Source organism: Haloarcula sp. CGMCC 1.2071, assembly GCF_037078445.1.
Classification (GTDB): Archaea; Halobacteriota; Halobacteria; order Halobacteriales; family Haloarculaceae; genus Haloarcula; species Haloarcula amylolytica.
Map to the genome: position 1 here is coordinate 1 of NZ_JAYMGY010000009.1, position 21,263 is coordinate 21,263.

At 64.6% G+C, this 21,263-nt stretch carries 21 protein-coding genes and 2 rRNA genes; 11 read left to right on the forward strand and 12 right to left on the reverse strand.

Translation table 11 applies throughout. The features are described from left to right. The 4 genes from VI234_RS15270 to VI234_RS15285 form a co-directional block, all read left to right on the forward strand. Positions 1–369: ribosomal RNA gene (locus VI234_RS15270) — 23S ribosomal RNA — on the forward strand; the annotation flags it as partial. 137 nt (positions 370–506) lie between these two features. After that, a 5S ribosomal RNA gene (gene rrf, locus VI234_RS15275) occupies positions 507–629 on the forward strand. A 202-nt stretch (positions 630–831) separates the two neighbouring features. Then, on the forward strand, positions 832–1,251 hold the full coding sequence (locus VI234_RS15280; RefSeq protein WP_008308722.1) for a CopG family ribbon-helix-helix protein: 420 nt from the start codon (positions 832–834) through the stop codon (positions 1,249–1,251). A 100-nt stretch (positions 1,252–1,351) separates the two neighbouring features. Beyond that, positions 1,352–2,263, forward strand: coding sequence for a PLP-dependent cysteine synthase family protein (locus tag VI234_RS15285; protein ID WP_336330505.1), 912 nt, complete (start codon positions 1,352–1,354; stop codon positions 2,261–2,263). 35 nt (positions 2,264–2,298) lie between these two features. Here the strand turns inward: VI234_RS15285 and VI234_RS15290 are convergent, their stop codons facing one another. Genes VI234_RS15290 through cyaB form a run of 4 tightly spaced genes read right to left on the reverse strand, consistent with a single transcriptional unit; the run spans position 2,299 to position 5,911 of the window. Further along, positions 2,299–2,844 carry a DUF5804 family protein gene (locus tag VI234_RS15290; protein WP_008308724.1) on the reverse strand — a complete coding sequence of 182 codons (546 nt, stop codon included), beginning with the start codon at positions 2,842–2,844 and terminating at the stop codon, positions 2,299–2,301. A 27-nt stretch (positions 2,845–2,871) separates the two neighbouring features. Beyond that, positions 2,872–4,059, reverse strand: coding sequence for a tRNA sulfurtransferase (locus VI234_RS15295; RefSeq protein WP_336330506.1), 1,188 nt, complete (start codon positions 4,057–4,059; stop codon positions 2,872–2,874). A 47-nt stretch (positions 4,060–4,106) separates the two neighbouring features. Beyond that, positions 4,107–5,309: a methionine adenosyltransferase gene (locus tag VI234_RS15300; RefSeq protein WP_008308729.1), complete on the reverse strand. Its 1,203-nt coding sequence runs from the start codon at positions 5,307–5,309 to the stop codon at positions 4,107–4,109. A gap of 59 nt (positions 5,310–5,368) precedes the next feature. Beyond that, positions 5,369–5,911, reverse strand: a complete 543-nt coding sequence (gene cyaB, locus VI234_RS15305; protein ID WP_008308731.1) for a class IV adenylate cyclase — start codon at positions 5,909–5,911, stop codon at positions 5,369–5,371. Positions 5,912–5,991: 80 nt separating this feature from the next. Between cyaB and VI234_RS15310 the strand changes: the two genes are divergently transcribed. From VI234_RS15310 to VI234_RS15320, 3 genes are all read left to right on the forward strand, one after another. Then, a complete protein-coding gene (locus tag VI234_RS15310) occupies positions 5,992–7,020 on the forward strand; it encodes a threonine ammonia-lyase (protein ID WP_008308733.1) in 1,029 nt (342 codons plus the stop codon). Between the two features lie 79 nt (positions 7,021–7,099). Continuing rightward, positions 7,100–8,047: an FKBP-type peptidyl-prolyl cis-trans isomerase gene (locus tag VI234_RS15315; RefSeq protein WP_008308734.1), complete on the forward strand. Its 948-nt coding sequence runs from the start codon at positions 7,100–7,102 to the stop codon at positions 8,045–8,047. A 138-nt stretch (positions 8,048–8,185) separates the two neighbouring features. Then, entirely contained in the window at positions 8,186–8,386 is a 201-nt protein-coding gene (locus VI234_RS15320; protein WP_336330507.1) for a hypothetical protein, read from the forward strand. Positions 8,387–8,394: 8 nt separating this feature from the next. Here the strand turns inward: VI234_RS15320 and VI234_RS15325 are convergent, their stop codons facing one another. Both VI234_RS15325 and VI234_RS15330 read right to left on the reverse strand, forming a co-directional pair. Then, on the reverse strand, positions 8,395–9,024 hold the full coding sequence (locus tag VI234_RS15325) for an RAD55 family ATPase (protein WP_004515458.1): 630 nt from the start codon (positions 9,022–9,024) through the stop codon (positions 8,395–8,397). Positions 9,025–9,052: 28 nt separating this feature from the next. Then, positions 9,053–9,679 (reverse strand): MinD/ParA family ATP-binding protein, encoded by a 627-nt coding sequence (locus VI234_RS15330; RefSeq protein WP_008308741.1) that lies wholly within the window; start codon positions 9,677–9,679, stop codon positions 9,053–9,055. A 259-nt stretch (positions 9,680–9,938) separates the two neighbouring features. Here VI234_RS15330 and VI234_RS15335 point away from each other — a divergent pair, with 259 nt between their 5' ends. The 4 genes from VI234_RS15335 to pyrI all read left to right on the forward strand — a co-directional run bounded on the left by VI234_RS15335 (position 9,939) and on the right by pyrI (position 13,605). After that, positions 9,939–10,871, forward strand: coding sequence for a sugar phosphate isomerase/epimerase family protein (locus tag VI234_RS15335; protein ID WP_336330508.1), 933 nt, complete (start codon positions 9,939–9,941; stop codon positions 10,869–10,871). A gap of 60 nt (positions 10,872–10,931) precedes the next feature. Continuing rightward, complete coding sequence (locus VI234_RS15340; protein ID WP_442905027.1) at positions 10,932–12,068, forward strand: FG-GAP repeat domain-containing protein; 1,137 nt, start codon at positions 10,932–10,934, stop codon at positions 12,066–12,068. Positions 12,069–12,226: 158 nt separating this feature from the next. Then, positions 12,227–13,141: an aspartate carbamoyltransferase gene (gene pyrB, locus VI234_RS15345; RefSeq protein WP_008308746.1), complete on the forward strand. Its 915-nt coding sequence runs from the start codon at positions 12,227–12,229 to the stop codon at positions 13,139–13,141. After that, a complete protein-coding gene (gene pyrI / locus VI234_RS15350) occupies positions 13,138–13,605 on the forward strand; it encodes an aspartate carbamoyltransferase regulatory subunit (RefSeq protein ID WP_008308747.1) in 468 nt (155 codons plus the stop codon). The genes pyrB and pyrI overlap by 4 nt, the downstream gene beginning before the upstream one ends. A 21-nt stretch (positions 13,606–13,626) precedes the next feature. Here the strand turns inward: pyrI and VI234_RS15355 are convergent, their stop codons facing one another. The 6 genes from VI234_RS15355 to VI234_RS15380 are packed head-to-tail and all read right to left on the reverse strand — an operon-like array spanning position 13,627 to position 21,252. After that, positions 13,627–14,493: a DUF58 domain-containing protein gene (locus VI234_RS15355; RefSeq protein ID WP_336330509.1), complete on the reverse strand. Its 867-nt coding sequence runs from the start codon at positions 14,491–14,493 to the stop codon at positions 13,627–13,629. Between the two features lie 49 nt (positions 14,494–14,542). Continuing rightward, entirely contained in the window at positions 14,543–15,484 is a 942-nt protein-coding gene (locus VI234_RS15360) for an AAA family ATPase (protein WP_008308750.1), read from the reverse strand. Next, a complete protein-coding gene (locus VI234_RS15365) occupies positions 15,481–16,437 on the reverse strand; it encodes a DUF7502 family protein (protein WP_008308753.1) in 957 nt (318 codons plus the stop codon). The genes VI234_RS15360 and VI234_RS15365 overlap by 4 nt, the downstream gene beginning before the upstream one ends. Further along, positions 16,437–17,096, reverse strand: a complete 660-nt coding sequence (locus tag VI234_RS15370) for a coiled-coil domain-containing protein (protein ID WP_008308755.1) — start codon at positions 17,094–17,096, stop codon at positions 16,437–16,439. Before VI234_RS15370 ends, VI234_RS15365 begins: the two co-directional genes overlap by 1 nt. Beyond that, positions 17,093–19,459 carry a VWA domain-containing protein gene (locus tag VI234_RS15375; protein WP_336330510.1) on the reverse strand — a complete coding sequence of 789 codons (2,367 nt, stop codon included), beginning with the start codon at positions 19,457–19,459 and terminating at the stop codon, positions 17,093–17,095. Before VI234_RS15375 ends, VI234_RS15370 begins: the two co-directional genes overlap by 4 nt. Then, positions 19,459–21,252, reverse strand: a complete 1,794-nt coding sequence (locus tag VI234_RS15380; RefSeq protein ID WP_336330511.1) for a VWA domain-containing protein — start codon at positions 21,250–21,252, stop codon at positions 19,459–19,461. The genes VI234_RS15375 and VI234_RS15380 overlap by 1 nt, the downstream gene beginning before the upstream one ends. Positions 21,253–21,263: the final 11 nt, after the last annotated feature.

The following is a 21,263-nucleotide window of genomic DNA, read 5'->3' on the forward strand; positions in this document are numbered from 1 at the left end:
GCCCGTGCAGAAGCGGGCAAGGGTGAGGTTGTTCGCCTATTAAAGGAGGTCGTGAGCTGGGTTTAGACCGTCGTGAGACAGGTCGGCTGCTATCTACTGGGTGTGTAATGGTGTCTGACGGGAACGACCGTATAGTACGAGAGGAACTACGGTTGGTGGCCACTGGTGTACCGGTTGTCTGAGAAGGCACGTGCCGGGTAGCCACGCCACACGGGGTAAGAGCTGAACGCATCTAAGCTCGAAACCCACCTGGAAAAGAGACACCGCTGAGGTTCCGCGTACAAGACGCGGTCGATAGACTCGGGGTGTGCGCGTCGAGGTAACGAGACGTTAAGCCCACGAGCACTAACAGACCAAAGCCATCATTCATACGCACTGTGACTCATTCACCGACGATTTACTCGTCGCTGACCGAGTCCAGGCGCAAACTGGATCGCACGAACACACGGTGGAAGAGACGACCGACCGAGACTGGTACTTTCGTGGTTCGAATCCGCGACTCGGCGTTAGGCGGCCACAGCGGTGGGGTTGCCTCCCGTACCCATCCCGAACACGGAAGATAAGCCCACCAGCGTTCCGGCGAGTACTGGAGTGCGCGAGCCTCTGGGAAATCCGGTTCGCCGCCACCATTCATACCTTTCACAGCCCACTCGGGAGAGACATCTCTCCCGAGTGGGCGTTCTGTATTTGTACAAACCGAGAGCTGTCAGCTCACCAAGCCAGTCGTTCGTCGTTTACAAGATACGAGCTAGCGGCAGCGCTATCCGGAGTGTTTCCAGCCTGTGCGGGCAGATATGAACTATTAATACTCCAACGGCATCGAGTTAATACATGGGCGTTGTTAGTATCTCGATGCCGGACGAACTGGAGGAGCGAATCGATACGTTCGCGGACGAACACGGATATACGGGTCGCAGCGAAGTCGTACGGGAGGCAGTCCGGAACCTGATGGGCGAGTTCGAGGACAAGCGACTGGAGGACCGCGAACTAATGGCAGTCGTCACAGTCCTGTTTGACTACGAGACGACGACTGTCGAGGAGAAGATGATGCATCTGCGCCACGATCACGAATCTATCGTCGCGTCGAACTTCCACAGCCACGTCGGGGACCGGTACTGTATGGAGTTGTTCGTGCTGGAAGGCCAACTGGAGGACATCTCCGCGTTCGTCGGCAAAGTCCGGGCGACGAAGGATACGCTGTCTGTCGATTACTCGGTCCTGCCGGTCGACGACATCAACATGATCTCGTGAGCTGTCGTTGACGTCGGAAAGTCCTGCCGCGGGTCGTGAGTCCACGAACAGTTTGGCACCTTCAGTAGGCGTTTAAGTCGGGGCCGCGTAGCCGGCGGCGATGAAAGACTCTATTCTCGATACAATCGGGTCCCCGCTGGTCTCGGTACGCGCGCCGGAGGGGGCAACCGTTGCAGCGAAGATCGAGTCGTTCAATCCCGGCGGCTCCGCCAAGGACCGGCCGGCGAAGTACATGATCGATGACGCCGAGCGAAACGGCTCGCTCGAACCGGGTGATACACTGGTCGAACCGACGAGTGGCAACACCGGCATCGGCATGGCGATGGTCGGATCGACGAAGGGGTACGACGTTGTGCTGGTGATGCCGTCCTCGAAGTCTCCCGAGCGTCGCCAGATAATGAAGGCCTACGGTGCGGAGATAGAGCTCGTCGAGGGCGACATCTCCGACGCGAAAGAGCGCGCGGACGAGCTGAGTGAGCGCGACGACTACGTCCAGTTGCGGCAGTTCGACAACCCGGCGAACCCGAAGGCACATTACGAGACCACGGGTGAGGAGATTATCGAACAGATCGGCGACCGGACGGTAGACGCACTGGTGGCCGGCGTCGGAACCGGCGGCACAATCACCGGGACGGGTCGTCGACTGCGCGAAGCGTTCCCAGAGATGGACATCGTCGCCGTCGAACCAGCGGACAACGCCGTCCTCTCGGGGATGGAACCGGGAACTGGCAAGGATAGCTTCCAGGGAATGGGGCCGGGCTTCGTCAGCGACAACTTAGACACCGATCTGCTGGACGACGTGCTGACGGTCGAGCTCCCGGACGCGGAAGACGAGTGCCGGCGACTCGCCCACGAGGAGGGTATCCTCGTCGGCCAGTCCTCGGGTGCGTCGAACCTCGCCGCGCGAGAGGTAGCCGAACAACTCGTCGCGGACGGCGTCGACGACCCGCTCGTGGTCACAGTCTACTGGGACAGCGGGGAGCGGTATATGTCGACCGGGATGTTCGACTGAGCCCGGTCTGTTCTGCGCGCGCGGTGTGGCCCGAATCAGGCCCCGAACTCCGATTCGGTCACCCTGACGATGAGCGTGTCGTCCACGTCTCGAAGGTCGTACTCGGGAATCGTGTCTCCGGTCCGCGTCAGAAGCATCGGCTCGACAAGCTCGGGTGGACGCTCGGTCTCCATGGCCTGTGTGTCGGGCGTTGGCTCCGACTCTCCTTCCGACGAGCCTTCGGCATTAGATTCGCTGGTCACGTCCGGTTCGACAATACCGTACACCTTGAGAAAGCGACCGGTATCTTCGGGCGCAACGTCGTCGTCCCGGATTGACGCGGCGAGGTCCCGGGAGAGCCATTCCGTCTCACTAATTGACGGATCACGAACGAACGCGGCGTCGGCGAAGCGGACGAGATACCAGTTCAAATCGTTGAGCAGCGCTACTGCTGCCCCGAGGCTTACGGTGTCGACGGCGACGGTATTCGCGAACGGTTCCTGCAGGTCGTAGGTGGCGAGTGCGTTCCGCGCGGTCTCGCGCGAGAGGAGTTCGTACCGGAGATTCACGCCCTCGCTCCCGACGAGACAGACCTGCGTCATGGCTCAACCCTGGCCCGCCCCGGAAATTTAGCTTTCGATGGGGACGACGGCGCGGTCCCGGGCACAGGCTTCGGCGCGCTCGAACAGGTCGTCGGGTTCGGCTACCCGAACGGCTTCCAGCGAGGCGTTGGTTTCCGGATGTGATGGCGCGACGCGATTACAGCCCGTGTCGATCGTCGAGTCCTGAAAGGTCCCGATGGCCCGTGCGTGGTTGGTTATCTCGGACTTGTCGACGGTGAGGTTCGGTCGGTGTACCGGGAGCGTAGTCGCGGCGTCCGTGACGGCGATGTTCGCGCTCGTCTGGCTGGACTTCTGCCCGATTGCTTCGCCGGTGACGATGCCGACGGCGTCACATTCGTTCGCGATAGCGTCGGCGACTGCGAGCATGAACCGGCGGAGAACGAGCATTCGGAGCGACCCGAGGTCCCGAGAAAGCTCGGTGACGACGTCACCGGCGTCGATTACGGACAGCGACAGGTCGTGTCCGGGCGCGTACGAGGCGAGCGTTTCGACAGTCGAGACGGCTCGAGCCCGGTGGTCGGGGCCGCCGTAGTCACCCAGGTCGACGTAGACGGGGAGCACGGGTGCGCCGCGTTTCATCAGCTTCCAGGCGGCGACGGGCGAGTCGATGCCGCCGCTGACGAGGGCGACCACGGGGCGCTGGGTCCCGAGCGGGAGGCCACCGGGTCCCGCACGTTTCTCACAGAAGACGTAGGCCTCGTCAGCGCGACACTCGACGAACAGCTCGAAATCGGGGTTGTCGAGGTCGACAGCGGGCTCGCCGCCCAGTCCCTCGATTGCCTCCCAGACGGCGGTGCCACCGTCGGACTCGATGTCCGTGCTCGAAAAGGGGTGTGCCTCTGCTGGCCCCGCTCGACGGGCGTTGACAGCGAAAGCGCCGCCGTCGTACTGCTCCCGCGCGGTCGCGGCCAGTGCATCTTCGATTGCGGACAGCGTCGGGTCGACGGTCGTGACCGCCGAGGCGGAGGTGACGCCGAACGTGTCGGCCGCGGCTGCGGTCACGCCCTCCGGGTGGTCAGTGTGGACGAACAGCCGGTTCCGGCGCTGTTCGATGTCTCCTGACAAGCCGCGCGCGTCGAGCATCGCTCGGAGGTTGTCCGCCAGTTGCCCCTCCATCTTCCGGCGGACCTGATCGCTCTTGACGCCGAGTTCGCCGTGGCGGAGGAGCACGCTATCGGCGTCCGGTGGATGCATGCCCGCGAGTTGACTACCGGCGAGTAAAGGGGTGTCGCCTCGCCGCCTCAGAACGTCGAGAGGTTGCCGTCGATGACCTGCCGCGTGATGTCGGTCACGTCAGCGAGTTCGTCGTCGATTGTGGCCTGGATATCTGCTTCGACGTCGCCGACCGCGACACCGTCCTCGGTGATGACCGTCGCGTCGGCGACGTGGGGCTCGTCGATCGGTGAGCCGATCTGTGAGAGCAGGCGCATCTGGACCTGTCGGATGCCGTCGACCTCGCTTGCGACGGACTGTGCGATCTCCGTCGAGAGGAGGTTGTATATCTTTCCGATGTGGTTGACGGGGTTCTTGCCGGACGTCGCTTCCATGCTCATCGGGCGGTTCGGCGTGATGAGGCCGTTCGCGCGGTTCCCGCGGCCAACGGAGCCGTCGTCGCCCTGCTCGGCGCTGGTCCCGGTGGTCGTGAGATAGATGGACTCGGCGTCGTAATCGTCGGCCGTGTTGACGTGGACCGTGACGTCCCGGTCAGTGTACTCCTCGGCGAGGTCGGTGACGAACGCTTGAACGTCTGAAACGGCGGTTTTGTACGCGTCGAGGTCCGGAACGTGTTCGTCGACCATCGCAACGGCCACGGTCACGTCGATGTGATCGCCCTCGCGCTTGCCCATTACCTTCACGTCCTGGCCGACGACCGGGTTGGACTCGGCGTACTCGCCGGTCAATGTCTCCTCGGTGTTGAGAACGATCTTTTCAGTTTCTGTCAGCGGAGCGTGGCCGACGCCGTAGCTGGTATCGTTCGCCATCGGAATTGCTGCTTCCTCGCCGAACACGGTCTGGAGGTCGCCCGACCCTTCGCCGAACTGGACGTCGACGATGACATCGGAGCCGAGGTCGAGGTGGGGGAACTGCTCGTCGAGGTAGTCGCGTGCGGCCTGGAGGGCAATACTCTCGGCCGGGATGCGCTCGCCGTCGAACTTCTTCGTCGCTCGGCCGACGACCAGAATGTAGATCGGCTCAAGCACTTCGCCGCCGCCGTACGCGGGGGCGGCAGTGCCGGCGACGAGTTGTGTCTCGTCGGTGTTGTAGTGCAAGACTGTGCCGAACCGGTCGATGTACGTCTGTGCCAGCGCACGCGACACTGTCTCCGCGATGCCGTCACAGATGGAGTCCGGATGGCCGATACCCTTGCGCTCTACGACTTCGATGTCCTGATCTTCGACGGCGAGCCCGCTCGCAGGTTGGACGTGGATGTTCCGCTCGGTCATTGCCTCGACTTCGTCTGGCCGGGTTCTATAACTTACGGGAACAGATAATAGCGGAATGATTACTCGTTCGCATCGCTAAGTAGCATACCGAGATAGGAGGTCCGCTGCTGATCGCTGGGGTCCAGACTGAGGTCCTGAAGCACCTCGTAGGCCCCCTCTCGAACGGGTTCGATGTCGCCGTCGGTCTCCCGTTCGACTTCGACGAACTCGCCGACGTCGTCGACAGCGTCGAGCGTGACGTCGTATTCTCGGACCTCGTACACCCGGCGGTTCTTCCGGACGGTCGCCGCGGGCTCGAAGCCGAGGTGCTGGACGATAGCGTCGATGTCGTCGCCGTCTTCGACGCCTGTTTCGAACTCCTCTCGGCTCTTCGACTCCGCTTCGAGGAGCGGCCCCTTGTAGGTAACTTTCGCGTTCGTCTCCCCCTTTCTGGTCTCGCGACGGACCCGGAACGCCTCGTCCGTCTCGGCGAAATCCCGATGGGGGGCGTCGTAGTACGTGTCCGTCTGTATCACCGTGTCGACCTGCTCGGCCCCGAGTTCGTCGAGTCGCTCCGCGACAGCCTCGATGTCCGCTGGCACTTTCACCTCGACTTCGTACATACTGAGGGGCTGGACCGGCCTGCTAAAAAACGCTCCCGTCGACCGCGCCATTTACTGTGTCTGCTCTCCCGGGTAGTAGTATGGCCGGTCGCTACGAACCGATCGACTCCCCGGACGAGACGACCCTCTTTCCGTACCACGACCTGACGCCGCCGACAGTTGCTACGGTCGCGCACGCGCGACAACGCATCCGGCAGCACCTCCCAGAGACGCCCTTAGTCCGCAGCGAAGCCCTCTCAGATGCCCTCAACGCGGATGTCCTGCTCAAGCGGGAAGACACGCTCCCGACCGGGGCGTTCAAAGTCCGCGGCGGTGTGAACCTCGTCGCGTCCCTCGACGAGGAGTTCAGGGACGCCGGACTGCTCGCCGCGAGCACGGGGAACCACGGCCAGTCTATCGCCTGGGCCGGACGCGAGTTCGACGTGCCAGTCACCATCGGTGTCCCGAGGGAAGCCAACGCCGGAAAGGTCGATGCGCTGGAGCAACTGGGCGCGGAGGTCGTTCAACACGGCGAGGACTACGACGAGGCCCGCGAACACATCGAGGACTTGGCGACCCAGCGCGAGGCGCGCTACGTCCACTCCGGCAACGAACCGAAGTTGCTCGCCGGCGTCGGCACGGCGGGCCTCGAAATCCTCGACGAACGGCCCGATGTCGACCGCGTGTTCTGTCCCGTCGGCGGCGGCACCGCCGCGGCCGGGTACTGCATCACGCTCGGGGCGATGACCGACGCCGCTGTCGTCGGTGTGCAGGCCGCGGGCGCACCCGCGGTGTACCGCGCTTGGCAGGAGGAGACGTTGGAGGCCCTCGACAGCGTCGACACCATCGCTGAGGGCGTCGCGACCCGGGTGCCGTTCGCACTCCCGACCGGCATACTCCAGAAGGGGCTCTCGGATTTCCGTCTCGTATCTGAGGACGCCATCGCGGACGCCGTGGCCCGCCTGTTCGAGACGGACCGCATCGTCATGGAGGGAGCCTGCGCGACGGCTGTCGCCGCAGCGATAGAGGCTGGCGACGAACTCCGGGGTGAGACGGTCGTCCTTCCCGTTTCAGGCCGGAACATTGACCGCGAGAAGTTCGACCGACTGTTGGCTGAAAGCGAGTACTAGTCGGCCACTTCCGAAGTTGCTCGACTGCTACTGACCGGGAAACGTTGTCCTTAAGAGTGCCACGACTGACGAACAGGGTATGAGCAACGAGTCTGAGACTGAAGTCGATGAGGAAACCGCAGACGAAGAAGAGCAAGCGGAGGGACTCCAGAAAGGCGATGTCGTCAAGCTCGCCTACACCGCCCGCACCGTCGACGGCGGCCAGCTTGTCGACACAACTGACGAGGAAGTCGCCGAGGACGACGGCATCGACACCGAACAGCAGGAGTTCGGCCCGCGAACCATCGTGCTGGGCGAGAACCACATCTTCCCGGACGTCGAGCAGGACATCTACGGGAAGGAGGTCGGCGACGAGGGCGACGTGACTGTCGCCGCCGCCGACGCCTTCGGGGAATACGACGAGGAAGAGGTCCGGACGGTCTCGAAGGACAAGATTCCGGAGGACGACCGCTACCCCGGCGCGCACGTCGACATCGAGGGCGAGCACGGCCATATCGAGACCATCATCGGCGGCCGCGCACGAGTGGACTTCAACCACCCGCTGGCCGGCGAGGACGTCGAGTACGACTACGAAATCCTCGAAGAGGTCACGGACCGCGAGGAGAAGGCCCAGGGCATCATCCAGATGATGCTCGACATGGAGCTCGACGTGTGGTTCGAGACCGACACCGTCGAGGAAGAACAGCTCGTCGAAAGCGAAGACGACGAAGACGAGGACGAGGAGTCCGAGCCCGAGTACGAAACCGTCGAAGTCGAGAAGGAGACGCTCTACATCGAGGCGACGCCGCAGCTGACGATGAACCAGCAGTGGATGATGGGCAAACAGCAGATCGCACAGCAGCTCACCCAGCTGCTCGACATCGACCGCATCATCGTGCAGGAAGAGATCGGTGGCGGCGGCATGGGCATGCCCGGAATGATGGGCGGCATGGGCGGTGCCGGCGGCGCTGACATCGAAGACGCGCTGGAAGACGCTGACGTGGACGCCGAAGAGATCGTCGAAGAGATCGAAGGCGCCGAAGAGTAACTGCGCCGCGAGCACGCCGAGCGATTCTTGAGTGATAAGCGCCAGCGAGCGCTTTTGCGGTTCCGAGCGGTAGCGACTGCCACTTTCTGACGGCACAGACGGGAGAACGGTTATATCCACGACACGTCATCACTACCCATGCGAGTATCGCTGATGTACCCGCTACTGCTCGCGCTCCCGCCCGGAATCGCCTTCGGTGTCGGCACGGTTGTGCTGATTGGCAGCGCCGGGCTTGGACTGGCAGCCGGCGTCGGCGTCGGTCTCGGACTGTTCCTGTTGATACTCGTGGGTACGGAGTTCGGCTCGACGGACAGAGAACTACAGCCCGGCCGCGAATAGAATCCGTCTCAGGCGATGTCGCGGCTGGTGTCGATGCTGACCTCTTCGACGAGATTGAGTTTGATGATGTCGGTGGGAGCTCGCCCGCCGCGGAACTTCGGAATCGCGAGGCGGTTTTCCACCTCGTCACCGGTCGTCGTGGTGTTGAGCTGGAACACCACGTCAGCGAAGTGCTCGGTCGTATCCCGAAGCGGTGGCACGTCTCGGCCATCGAGACAGTGGACGATAGCGAGGCTCCCGGTGTTGACGATGTGGTTCTGCAGGTCGTTCATGAACGCGCGAAAGCGCGAGTGTGGCTCCTGTGCTTCCAGCACGTCCAGCGGGTCGACGATGAGGTTCGAGGTTTCCGGGAGCGCCGAGACGAGCTTACCGGCGTTGTCAAGGGGCGCTTCGCCGGAGATGTGCCGCACCGTCGGGTCCCCGGTGTTGGCCGGCGTCTGCTCGATGCTCGCGATGACCGACTCGGCGGTCCGGTCGAGCGACAGCCACAGCGTCCCGCGCGTGGCGGTGAGTTCGTAGAGGAACAGCTCCGCCTGGCTGGCCGGCTGGGCAGAGAGCACGACGATACTCCCGGCAGGGATGCCTCCGTCGAGCTTTCTGTCGAGGACATCGATGCCCGTTCGCAACCGGTTGGCCATACCACTGAGAAATTATTTAGCCACGAGATTAAGTATTCCGCTTGGCGAGAACGTTCGCTATCTCGACGTATTTTGCCGCTGCCCGGTCCGATTCCAGCGGCTTCGACACCGACGGAACGTGAACCGTCTCTGGGCAGGACAGCAGTCGGGATGGGTCTACGGACCCGTCGCTGCCGACGAGGACCGTGAGCACGGGCGGTGCATCGAGCGCACGGGCCATCGCCGCCGTCTTGGCTGCGTCGGTGAGGCTCTGGCGGGTTGGTGCACTCACGAGCACCGTCCTGTCAGCCGCTCGCAGCGGCCGGGCGGCGTCCGGGCCAGCGCCGGCCGGACAGTCGAGTACCACCGGGCGATCACGTTGGGGCAGTGTGCCGATGGCATTGTCGACAGCGGCTTCGGTTGCGTCCTGACAGGGGAGTACGTCGACGTTCTCGACGGCCGTGGCGCGCTTGGCAACCGTGGTCGGCTCAGCCGAGACCGTGATATCAGCGATTCCGGGCGTCGGATCGACGCCAGCGCGGCGGTGGAGGTTCGGCATGTCGCGGTCGGTGTCCACGACCAGCGACCGTCTGGTTGGCGTCCCCAGTGCCTGACCGACACCGAGGGCGATGGTCGTTTTGCCACAGCCACCCTTGCCGCCAGCGATTGCGAGCATACTGTGGATGGACCGTCTATCGGTTTTGAATCCTTGTACTGGAGTCGAGGACATTGACAGCCGAACTGGGCTGGAAGGACTGACTTACGTCGGTTGGCCGTTGCCTACTTTTATACGGTCGTTATATGCTGGACTTCCCTGGCCGTAGCAGGTCTCTGCTTTCGGTGGCGATGGTCCCGACAATTGCCCCGTTCGAACTCGTTTCCATGTGTCTTAATAACGAGTGTGTAACAATACCTGAGACACCACTACGGGGTGTATGGATAGTAGACCGAACACGGCCCTTCAGCTATACAGCATCCGTACCCTACCCGAGTCACTCCCTACAATCGTCCGGCGTGTCAGCGCCGCCGGCTACGACGGGGTCGAATTCGCCGACCGGTTCCACGAGGAACCGCCCGAAGACGTCGCAGCGGCACTCGATGACGCCGACCTCGAACCAGTCGCCGTCCACACAGACCTCCCTGAAATCGAGGCTGCGCTGGACGGCGAATCAGACCTGCTGGTTCGGTGTCGAACAGTGGGATGTGACACACTCGTTGTCCCACATCTCCCGGCGTCCGCGCTTCGAGCCCGGAGCGATGTCCGTTCGCTCTCCCACCGATTCCGCGACGCAGCGGCCCGCCTCGAAGAGCGTGACATGTGCCTCGGGTATCATACCGGTCGGCGGGCGTTCCACCCCTTCCTTCCGGACGCGGCGGGCAAAATCGTCGAGGAAACGCCAATACCCGAAGCCGTCGGGCGGTATACACACCAGTTGCTGAATAGACTTCGGGCACCCGAATCGGCGACGATACCGAACGAGACTCCCATGTGGAACCTCGTCGCTCGGACCGCTCCGGCGGAAGTCACGTTTGAACCGGAGGTCGCAGAAATCCGCGAAGCCGGCTACGACCCGACCGTGCTCTTCTCACTCTGTGGCGACCGTATCGATATGGTACACCTCCGGGACGTAGCCTCGGCTGGACCGTTGCAGGGCTACGAGGATGTCCCACACGGAGATGGGCTCGTGGATATGGACGCGGTTCTGGACGCCGCGACTGACGCCGGCGTCGACTGGGTGATATACGAGAACGAACTCGACAGCGACCCGGAAGCGAAGATCGATCACGGGGCGGCCACGCTGGAGCGCCTCCTCGACGGAAGTGGCTCTTCGCGGAGTCCCACACGGATTCCTGCTACGAGTTCTTGATCGCCGTTGGTCGGTGTTAGCCCGGCCATAACAATAGCGATACACCCGAACGGCTGGGACATGAACCTCCATCACGAGCGCATCGAAGCCTCGCCGCCGGCGAGCACGATGAGCTTCTGTCTCACGACCGACCTCACGGGGAACGGTCGACCGGACGTCATCGTCGGGGCGCTCGGCGACGAGCACGAGGTCCATCTCCCGCTTGTCGACAAGTCGGTCGACTTGCTGTCCGTGTTCGGCATGGGGCCGCTGGCCCGCTGGCTCCAGACGAACGTGTTCTGGTACGAAAACCCCGGCTGGGAGCGCCACGATGTCGCCAGCGCACCGGAACTCTCCGTCGGGGGCTCGCTTGGCGACATCACGGGGAACGGCCGCCCGGACATGGTCGCCGGCCAGAACATTCACCAGCACAAGCTGTGGTGGTTCGAAATACCGGACGACCCGCGAAAGCAGTGGACGCGCCGGCTCATCACCGACGACTTCGAGAAGTATCACGACACCGCGGTGGCGGACGTGGACGGCGACGGACAGAACGAGGTCGTCGGGCTGTCTCAGGAGTCCGAAACGGTGTTCTACTACGATATCCCTGAGGACCCAACGCGTGAACCGTGGCCGGTGGCGAACCGACACGTTGTCGCCGAGGATATCGCCGTCGAGGGCGTCGCCGTCGAGGATGTCGACGGGGACGGCGAGGTCGAAATCATCGCCGGCCCCAACGTCTTCCATCGGACGACCGACGGCTGGGACCGGGAGTCTATCGCCGAGGACTGGCAGTGTACCCGCGTCGCTATCGAGGACGTCGACGGCGATGGGGACCTGGAAATAATTCTCGTCGAGGGCGACGAACCGTATCTCGACGACCGCCCGGCCAGGCTGGGCGTGTTTGACCCGCCCGAGTGGGACCTGACGCTGCTGCACGACGACCTCTCGAACCCGCACAGCCTCGACGTAGCGGACTTCGACGGCGACGGCAATCCCGACATCTTCGTCGCGGAAATGGGGCTAGAGGACGGACACGAACCGCGACAGTTCGTGTTCCACAACGACGGGGCGGGGAACTTCGAGCAGAAAGAACTGGGAACCGGCATCCCCACCCACGAAGCGAAGGTCGTCGACCTCGATGGCGACGGTCTCCCCGACATCGTCGGCAAGGCATACACCGAGCCCCGCGTCGACGTCTGGCAGAGCAATCCCTGACGAGGCGCCTCGTCGTGTTATTTTGGCCGCTACGCTCCCTCTGGCCTTGCTTTCGAACCCAGCGACGATGTTCCCGAAGCCGAACCTGACGATGTAAGTGACCGTTCAATTCCCGTGTCGGGGGATTCAAGACCGTCCGGAGCGCGGTATCGAGTGAAATGCGGCACGACCACATCATCAGCGCGAAACAACTCTCGCGGGGCGACATCGAGACGGTGCTCGACCACGCGGCCGACATCGCGGCTGACCCGGGAGCGTTCGCGGACCGGCACAGCGACACGCTGCTTGGCCTCCTCTTTTTCGAGCCGAGCACCCGGACGAAGATGAGCTTCACTACGGCGATGAAACGCCTCGGCGGCGACATCGTCGACATGGGCTCTGTCGAGTCCTCCAGCGTGAAGAAAGGCGAGTCACTGGCCGACACTGTCCGCGTCGTCGAGGGGTACACCGACGCGCTCGTGCTCCGGCACCCCATGGAGGGCTCCGCGAAGATGGCGAGCGAGTTCGTCGACGTGCCGCTCGTCAACGCCGGCGACGGGGCCGGTCAGCACCCGACACAGACGCTGCTCGACCTCTACACGATCCGTGAGAACGCGGGCTTTGAGGACCTGACTATCGGCATCATGGGCGACCTGAAGTACGGTCGGACGGTCCACTCGCTGGCCCACGCGCTCACGACCGTCGACGCCAGGCAGCACTTCATCAGCCCCGAGTCACTCCAGCTTCCGCGGTCGGTCCGGTACGACCTCCACGAGGCCGGCGCGGGCATCCGCGAGCACACCGACCTCGACGAGATTCTCCCCGACCTGGACGTGCTCTACGTGACACGTATCCAGGCCGAGCGGTTCCCCGACGAGAGCGAGTACCGCGAAGTCGCCGGCCAGTACCAGATCGACGCCGACACGCTGGATGCGGCCAAGGACGACCTGACCGTGATGCACCCGCTCCCGCGCGTCGACGAGATCGCCCACGACGTCGACGAGACTACCCACGCACAGTACTTCCAGCAGGCCCACAACGGCGTCCCCGTACGGATGGCGCTGCTCGACCTGATGCTCGGAGGCGACCAATGAGCGACAACGACCAGCAACTCCGCGTCTCGAAGATCCAGAACGGCACCGTCATCGACCACATCGCGGGCGGGCAGGCGCTGAACGTCCTCGCAATCTTGGGTATCGACGGGACCAGCGGCGACTCCGTCTCCGTCGCGATGAACATGCCTTCCGACCGTCTGGGGCACAAAGATGTCGTCAAAGTCGAGGGCCGCGAACTCTCCCAGGACGAGGTCGACGTGCTCTCGCTCATCGCCCCCGCGGCGACGATCAACATCATCCGTGACTACGATGTCGTCGAGAAGCGCCGCGTCGAGCGGCCCTCGGTCGTCGAGGGCGTCCTCGAGTGTCCGAACCACAACTGCATCACGACCGAAGCCGAACCCGTCGACTCGCGCTTCGCCGTCGGCGACGACGGCGTCCGCTGTGAGTACTGCGATACAATCATCCGCGACGACCTGCCGGCACACATCCTCGCGGAGTAAGCCGACCCTGCCGCCGTCTGGCTACTGTAACCAGATGCTCGCAAACGAGTCGAAGTAGTCTTCGCCGGTATCGACCAGTACGTGGTCCGCGCCGAGTGCAGTGACGCGATTCGATACCGAATCGATGTGTGCGTCGAGCCGCGACTGGTACGTTTCGGCCAGTGAGCCGCTGAAATACGACCGGCGCGTCTCGTCGCTTTCGGGGTCGGCGAACAACACGTCGCCGACGACGCCGGGGTCCCGTTCTGCTGGGGCGACCACGCGGACCAGCAGCACGTCGGCGTCGTTGCGTGCGAGCGCGGCGATGCCCGACTCGAGTGCCTCCGGCTCGGCCAGGCAGTCGCTGAACACGACGACGAGCGAGCGCGAGCGGATGCGCTTGGCGTAGGCCTCGAGCGACGACTCGAAGTCCGCTTTCCCCGCCGGTGTCACCTCGTTCAACTGGTCGATGAGCGAGAGGAGCTCGCCCCGGTTCGACTGGCCCGTATCGATACGCTCCACCCGGTCGCGGAACGTACAGAACTGGAAGTCGTTGTTCTCCTCGGCGGTGAGATAGGCGAAGCCGAGCCCGAGCTTGGCGGCGTACTCGAACTTGTGGCTCGCCGCGTCGCCGTAGTCCATCGACGCGCTCGTGTCGACGAGCAGGTGGACGGTCAGGCTCCGCTCTTCCTCGTACTGCTTGATGAAGTACTCCTCCGTCCGGGCGAACAGTTTCCAGTCGATACGCCGCGTGTCGTCCCCCGGCGAGTAGCGACGGTAGTCGCTGAACGTGAGCCCTTCGCCGACACGCGGGGACTGCTGGTCGCCCTGCCGAATCGAGGTCGTCTGGCGGTTCAGCGCGGCGGTAAACCGGCCGAGTTCGTCCAGAAAATCCGGTTCGATAGTCACGGCTGTCCCTCCCACGGGTCCGCCCGCCAGATTGCGTGCGTCGGGTGACTCATTCCAGCAGGTCCGCGATGAGGTCGTCCGCCGTCCGGCCCGCCCGTTCGGCCCGGAAGTCCACGATGATCCGGTGCCGGAGGACGGGCGCGGCCAGCGCCTCGATATCCTCGCCCGTGACGTGCGAGCGGCCGTGGAGGAACGCCCGTGCCTTCGCCGTCTGGACGAGCGCCATGCTCGCCCGCGGACTGGCCCCGAACTCGATGTCGTCGGCCTCGCGCGTCCGGCGCACGAGCTGGACCGCCCGGTCGCGCAGGTCGTCGGCGATGGGCATTTCGCGGACCAGTTGCTGGATTTCCTGTATCTCTGGGCGGGTGAGCGAGCGCTTGACGGGGACCTGCTCCGCGCCGGCGGTGTACATGTCGACGATGGTCCGCTCTTCCTCGTAGTCGGGGTAGTCGACCAGCAGTTTCAGCATGAAGCGGTCGGTCTGGGCCTCCGGGAGGGCGTAGGTCCCCGACTGGTCGATGGGGTTCTGTGTCGCCAGGATAAAGAACGGCCGCGGCAGTTCGTAGGTCTCGCCCGCGGCGGTCACCTGTTTCTCCTGCATCGCTTCCAGCAGCGCGGCCTGTGTCTTCGGCGTCGCGCGGTTGATCTCGTCGGCCAGCACGACGTTGGCGAACACCGGCCCTTTCTCGAAGACGAACTCGCGGCCGCTGTCGGTTTCGCGGATGATCTCGGTCCCCGTGATGTCGGAGGGCATCAGGTCGGGCGTGTTCTGAATGCGGGAGAACTGGAGGTCGGTCACCTCCGCGACGGTCCGGACCATCGTCGTCTTCCCCAGTCCCGGGTTCGATTCGAGCAGGGCGTTGCCGTCGGCCAGGATACAGATGAGCAGTTGCTCCAGTACCTCCTCCTGACCGACGATCCGCGTGCCGATCTGTTCGCGTGCGTTCGCGATCTTCTGCTGTAGTTCGTCGATGTCGTGCTCTGAGCTCATGGGTCGGTGTCCTCGTCGTCCGTGTCTTGCTCTCGGATCCTGAGATTGTACTCGCGGATGAGGTCCGCGTCCTCGACGTCTTCCTGGCCGGCGAACCCGGCCTGCTGGCTGTCGACTGTGCCACTTCCACTTCCCGGCCCCCCGGTGTCCGACGACGACGGGAACGACTGGCTCCGGTCGATTTCCTCGTCGCCGCCCGTCGAATCAATCTCGGCGGTGAGGTTCTCGTCGCCCGCCTGCACGTCCTCGCTGTCGCCGAGTATCGCGTCGCCGTCTTCGAGCCCCTCGTACTCGCTGGGCCGGTCGTTCGGCGACTCCGTCTCGACCGGGTCGCGGTCGAGTAGGCCGATGTCGACGACAGCCACTTGGACCGTCGCCAGGCTCAGCAGGACGATGACGATGAGCGTCCCGATAAGCCGCCGGCTGTCGACGAGGGCGACGCTCGAACTCCGTTTCAGGCCCGCAAGCACGTCCTCGTAGAGCCGGGTCGCCATCCGCGTTTCAGCCCCGTCCTCGACCGCGTCCCGCGCCGTTCGGAGCGCGTCGGTGACGTTCGCGTTCGCCGCCTCGAACTGCTCGACGAGTGGCTGTCGGACCCGGTACAGATACTCGCCGACGAACCAGAGCGCGCCGACGACAATGCCGACGACTGCGCCCGTCGGGAACGATAGCGCAGGTATCGAGCGGCCGACAGCCGCCCCGACCGGGTCCGTCACCGCCGTCGGAACTGACAGCTGTGTCGGGAGTTCAGTCGGCGAGAGGACAGTCAGGAAGATGTTCACCAGGAGAAAGACCAACACCGCGTCGACGATGGCGTAGATGAACGCCGCCTTCTTGCCCTCGCGTCTGACCTCGGCGATGGCGTCGGCCATGCGTTCGCGTGCCTGTGCCCGTCCGTTTTCAGGCGGCTCTTCGTCGCCGTTTTCTCCGGTATCTGTGTCGGGGTCGTCCATCAGTAGTCCTCGCAGGTCGGGTCCGGTGTCTCCATCCTGTTACAGATGGTCTCGATATCGTCTCTCAGCGCTTCGTTCTGATTTTCGAGTTCATTGATCTCGCTTTCGAGGGTGTCGATCCGCGATTCCAGGCTGTCGATATCGTCCTGCAGGTCGGATACCTGCTCCTCCAGTTCGTTGCGTTCGTCCTCTAACTCCTCATTATCCGCCTCCAGATCGCCGATTGTCGTTTCGAGGTCATCGACTTCGTCCTCGAGAGTGTCGCGCTCGTCCCGAAGGTCGTCGACTGTCCCCTCCAGTTCATCGACGCGGCCCTCGCTCTGGCGGAGCGACTGCCGGGTCTCTGCCAACTGGCTTTCCGTGGCGTTCAACTGCGACTCCGTCTGATTCAGATTGGTTGCGACTTGATCGACGTCTTCCGACCGCGTCTCCAACTGCTCCTGGAGTTCGTCGACACGGGTTTGTGTGGATTCCAGTTCGCTCCTGGTGTCGTCTAGGTTCCCCCGAAGCTCGGCGTTTTCCTGTCTGAGCTCCTGATTCTGCGAGCGAAGCTCGCTCGCGGAGTCCTGGTACAGCACCGTCGTTCCGCCGGTACCGACCATCGAGAGGACGACGAACACCACAAGCCCGAGGTTAATCCGGCGGCCGATCGCGCTCACGGGAGACCACTCTCCAGAGAGGTGCGACCGCGGTACACTTGAACACGCCGGGCGACCACCTCGCCGGTGAACAGCAGGAGCGCGCCGAGCAAGGCGAGCCAGTCCCAGGTGTCCCGAACGGTCCGGACCCGGGTGGACTTCTGGCGCGCCTCTCTGGCTATCTGTTCGCCCTGGGCCGGGCTGAAGGTCTGCCCGCCCGTCGTTTCGACGAGCGCATCGAGGCTGTCACTCGGGCCGAAGGACGCGTACTCGACGGGGTAGTTCGCCGCGTACTCGGTGTCGAGTGCGGTCTGATACCCTGCTTCCCGAGGTGTAAACTCGCCGCGATACCGGCCGTCGCCGACCTGGCGGAAGGACATGTTCGCCGCGTCCGGGCGGCTATCACCCTGGTAGGTCAGCGTCGTCGGACTCCCCACGCGGGCATCGTCGACCGCTGTGACACCGGTTTGCGTGCGCATTGGATCGCCCACGGCGTAGTTGACGGACTTCGTGACGACCAGCGAGTCCGGCCGGTCGAGCAGGCCGCCCATCGTGTTGTCCGAATCGTAGGCGGTGATCGAGACCACGCGGCCCAGCCCGAACCGCCAGGAGGCGATGGCCGGCTTCCCGTCTGCGGTGGCGACCTGGTAGTCGGCCCCGGGCTTGATGCGGACATTGTTGGCCTGCCCGGGGTTGGCTGTCAATTCGACGCCGGAGGTGATGAACGTGTCCTCCGTGACGATGGTGAGGTTCTCCCCCTGGTAGCGCCGCGAGGAGCCGCCAAAGAGGAGCCGCAGCCGCTCGGTCTCGTCGGCGGCGAAGTACGAGCCGCCGGACTCGCTTGCGATCTGGCGCATCGTCGCGACGCCCACGCGCTTGCCGACGCCGACCGAGACGACGCGCGTCCCCTCACGGCCCAGTTGATTGGCGACGGCCGCCGGCGGGCCGAGCCGGTCCTGGCCGTCACTCAGCAGGATGATCGTCCCTTCGCGGTCACCCAGGAGTTCGTCGGCCCCCTGAAGCCCGACGGCGATGTCCGTCGCGCCGCCGCTTTCCAGCCGTCGGATCTTGTCTTCGGTTTCCGCCCGGTTCTGCCCGAGCGCCTGCATCTCCGAGACGCGGTACGCGTTGTGGTTGAACGCGACGACGCCGACCTGGTTATCGTCGCCGAGCTGGTCGAGCACGTCCAGCGCGACGGCTTTCTGTATCGCGAGGCCGCTCTCGGCGCTGCCGGAGACGTCGACGAGGATGACGATGTTCGACTCGCCGCCGGTGGCGTTCCCGACGCGGACCGGGAGCATCGAGGCCACCGACGACGTTTCGTAGCCGCCGTTCTCGTAGGCGTTGTCGCCGCCCGCGACGACCAGTCCGCCGCCGTTGATGACGAAGTCCTGCAGTGCGGTGGCGTTCCCGATATTGCCCGATGGCGTGTCCTGCATGACGACAGCCGAGTAGTCGTCGAGGTCCGCCGGGACCGACGAGGCCGTCGAGACGTTGTACAGCGAGTCGAGGTAGTTCCGCAGGGGATACTCGCCCTGTGAGACGTACAGCACGTCGGGCTGTTCGACGACGCGGACGCTCTTGTAGAACACGTCGTTTCGCGCGTACTCGTCGTTGCCGGACAGCGTCGCCGTCACGCGGTGTGACCCGGTTTCCTCGAACGTGTGGTCGACGGTGAGCGTGCCGTCCGGCCGGAGCTCTCCTTCAGTCGCGGTCTCACCGTCGATAGTTACCTCCACGGGGACGGGTTCGAGGACGTTCACGCCCTGCATCGAGACGGTGTACTGTGACTGGACGCCGCGGCTCACCGTCGACGGCCCCGCTATCGCCACGGCTCGCTCTGTTCGTGGCGACTGCGGGGTGACGCTGTGGACAGTCGCGTTGAGCCCGGCGGCGTCCTCGCCGGCCGTCGCCAGGCTCCGGCCCTCCGTGACGCGGCCGTCGGAGACGACGACGACTGTCCCGTTTGCTTGGAGATTTGCCGCCACGCCGTCGCCGATCCGCGAGTTCGACCCGCTACCGATTGTCGCTCGCGTCACCGGAATCCCCTCGCCCTCGATGTCCTGTACCAGCTCGTCGGTCGTGTTCGGGTAGATACCCATGCTCGCGGATTCGTCTGTCAGCAGTGTCACGCCCGGCTCGCCCGGCGTCTCGCGGGTCTGGACGGTGTACGGTTCCATCGCGCCCAGCACGAGCAGGCAGACGATGAGCACACGGCTGGCGAGCAGGAGCCGGCGGCTCCGGTTCGAGGCCGACCGCGGCCCGCCATCGCCACGCCGGACGAGATACGCGAGGAGGCCGACGGCGACCGGCAAGACGAGTAGCGGCCACAGGTGCTCGACGCCGACGGTGAGTCCCTCCGCGAGGGTGTAGGAAACCGCCATCAGAGATCACCCCGTCGGCGCAGATAGCCGACCTCGGCCAGCGCAAGTATCAGCCCGCCCAGCGCGAAGTACTCGGTCAGCGGCTGTGGCACCGACCGCTGTTCGGTCCGGGTGAGGTTCCCGGCCGTCCCGGAGCGCCGGTCGAGCGCTTCGACGTTGGTGTTTGACTCGCCCTCGTCAAGCAGCGACGCGCTCACCTGCCGACTCTCGCTCCGGTAGAGACCGACCCGCTGGAGCGGGACCGAGTTCCCGGAGACGGGGCCGGCCGGCCCCTCGACGGTGGTGTTACCGAACCGGACGGTCTCACCGGTCTCGTGGTTCAGCGCCGGGAGCTGTTCCCTGTCCGCGAGGTAATACACCGCCCGCTTCCAGAACACGGGGTACTGGTAGTTGAACTTGAAACTGGACCGGTCCTCGATGTAGCCGTAGTACATGACGCGGCCGCCGTTCCGGTCCTCGGTCGCGACGAGCGGCGTCCCGTCGCCCAGTTGCACCTGGGCCGACCCGGAGCGCAGCGAGCCGGAGATGTACTCGTCCGGGGGCTGGAAGTCGATGCCACGGGTGAGCTGTGTCTGTGCCGTCTGGCCCACTGTCGCGCCCGCCCGGGTCTCGCCGGGCTCGATGAGGAGAAGGTCCCGGTACCGCTGTGGGAGGTCGTCCTGTGCCAGTACCGCCACGCCGCCACCGTCTTCGACCAGTTCGCGCCCGCTTTCGACGTTGCCGGGCAACAGTGAACTCTGGTCGACGTTGCTGTACAGGATGACGTCGTAGTTATTCTGAATGGTCGTCGGCGGCTGCCTGACCGTCACGTTCACCCGGTCGACGACCGACAGCGCGGTGGTCAGGTACCGGTTCCGGTCGTTTGTCAGCACCAGTACGTCGACAGCCGCGTCCGCCGGTGCAGCGACGTAGACGCTGTCGTCAGTCGCGAAACTGTCGCCCGGGCTGAGCCGGGCCTCGCTCCCGCCGGCCGGGACCGGCATCGTCACCGAGCCAACGTCGTCGGGTCCGAGCTGCAGTTCTCGCTGGGTGTTGCCGAGCCGGACGGTCCGGGTGACGGTCGAGTCGCCGTAGTTTTTCACCGACAGCGTCACCGCCGAGCCGGAGAACCGCCGGTCGATGAACCCGACGTTCGCGTCGCCCCCACCGTCGAACTGCTGGAGGTCGACGGAGAGGCCGCGCCCCCGCGCCGTGGTGACCGCAGTGGTCCACTCCTCGCCCGCGAAGTCGCTCAGGACGACGATTCTGGCGTTCTCGCCGGCGAGCGACGCCGCCTGCGAGATAGCGCCGCTGAGCGCTCCCGGCGCGTCCGTCGGGCTGAGCCCGTCCAGCGTCCCCTGCGCCGCCGTCGGCGTCCCACGCTGGAGCACCACCTCGCCACCGTTGGTCGTGGTGACGATGGAGGTCGTCCCTGTCACCTCCTCACGGGCGGTTGCGACGGCCCGCTGGAAGCGCGTCTGGCCGTCGGCGTCGGTCCCCATGGACGCGCTGGTGTCGACGACGATGACCGTCTCCTCGACCGTCGCTCGCTCGGAAACGGTGACGTACGGCGTCGCCAGCCCGACCGCCAGCACCAGCACGACAAGCACCTGCAACAGCAGGAGGAGGCTCCGCGAGATCCGTTCGAGAAACGGCGTCGCTGACTGCTGGCGTTCTCCGGCGACGAGAAACTGGTACGTCGGCAGCGTGAGTTCCTGCGGGTCCGGTCGGATGAGATACAGCACCACTATCGGCACTGCCAGGAGGAGAGCCGCCAGTCCCAGGGGGGCAAGCAAAACGTCCGAGAGGACCATTGTCTGTGTAT

Coding starts and splice junctions, on each gene's coding strand:
- VI234_RS15280 (WP_008308722.1), top strand. CDS start 832: ATGGGCGTTGTTAGTATCTCGATGCCGGACGAACTGGAGGAGCGAATC.
- VI234_RS15285 (WP_336330505.1), top strand. CDS start 1,352: ATGAAAGACTCTATTCTCGATACAATCGGGTCCCCGCTGGTCTCGGTA.
- VI234_RS15290 (WP_008308724.1), bottom strand. CDS start 2,844: ATGACGCAGGTCTGTCTCGTCGGGAGCGAGGGCGTGAATCTCCGGTAC.
- VI234_RS15295 (WP_336330506.1), bottom strand. CDS start 4,059: ATGCATCCACCGGACGCCGATAGCGTGCTCCTCCGCCACGGCGAACTC.
- VI234_RS15300 (WP_008308729.1), bottom strand. CDS start 5,309: ATGACCGAGCGGAACATCCACGTCCAACCTGCGAGCGGGCTCGCCGTC.
- cyaB (WP_008308731.1), bottom strand. CDS start 5,911: ATGTACGAAGTCGAGGTGAAAGTGCCAGCGGACATCGAGGCTGTCGCG.
- VI234_RS15310 (WP_008308733.1), top strand. CDS start 5,992: ATGGCCGGTCGCTACGAACCGATCGACTCCCCGGACGAGACGACCCTC.
- VI234_RS15315 (WP_008308734.1), top strand. CDS start 7,100: ATGAGCAACGAGTCTGAGACTGAAGTCGATGAGGAAACCGCAGACGAA.
- VI234_RS15320 (WP_336330507.1), top strand. CDS start 8,186: ATGCGAGTATCGCTGATGTACCCGCTACTGCTCGCGCTCCCGCCCGGA.
- VI234_RS15325 (WP_004515458.1), bottom strand. CDS start 9,024: ATGGCCAACCGGTTGCGAACGGGCATCGATGTCCTCGACAGAAAGCTC.
- VI234_RS15330 (WP_008308741.1), bottom strand. CDS start 9,679: ATGCTCGCAATCGCTGGCGGCAAGGGTGGCTGTGGCAAAACGACCATC.
- VI234_RS15335 (WP_336330508.1), top strand. CDS start 9,939: ATGGATAGTAGACCGAACACGGCCCTTCAGCTATACAGCATCCGTACC.
- VI234_RS15340 (WP_442905027.1), top strand. CDS start 10,932: ATGAACCTCCATCACGAGCGCATCGAAGCCTCGCCGCCGGCGAGCACG.
- pyrB (WP_008308746.1), top strand. CDS start 12,227: ATGCGGCACGACCACATCATCAGCGCGAAACAACTCTCGCGGGGCGAC.
- pyrI (WP_008308747.1), top strand. CDS start 13,138: ATGAGCGACAACGACCAGCAACTCCGCGTCTCGAAGATCCAGAACGGC.
- VI234_RS15360 (WP_008308750.1), bottom strand. CDS start 15,484: ATGAGCTCAGAGCACGACATCGACGAACTACAGCAGAAGATCGCGAAC.
- VI234_RS15365 (WP_008308753.1), bottom strand. CDS start 16,437: ATGGACGACCCCGACACAGATACCGGAGAAAACGGCGACGAAGAGCCG.
- VI234_RS15375 (WP_336330510.1), bottom strand. CDS start 19,459: ATGGCGGTTTCCTACACCCTCGCGGAGGGACTCACCGTCGGCGTCGAG.
- VI234_RS15380 (WP_336330511.1), bottom strand. CDS start 21,252: ATGGTCCTCTCGGACGTTTTGCTTGCCCCCCTGGGACTGGCGGCTCTC.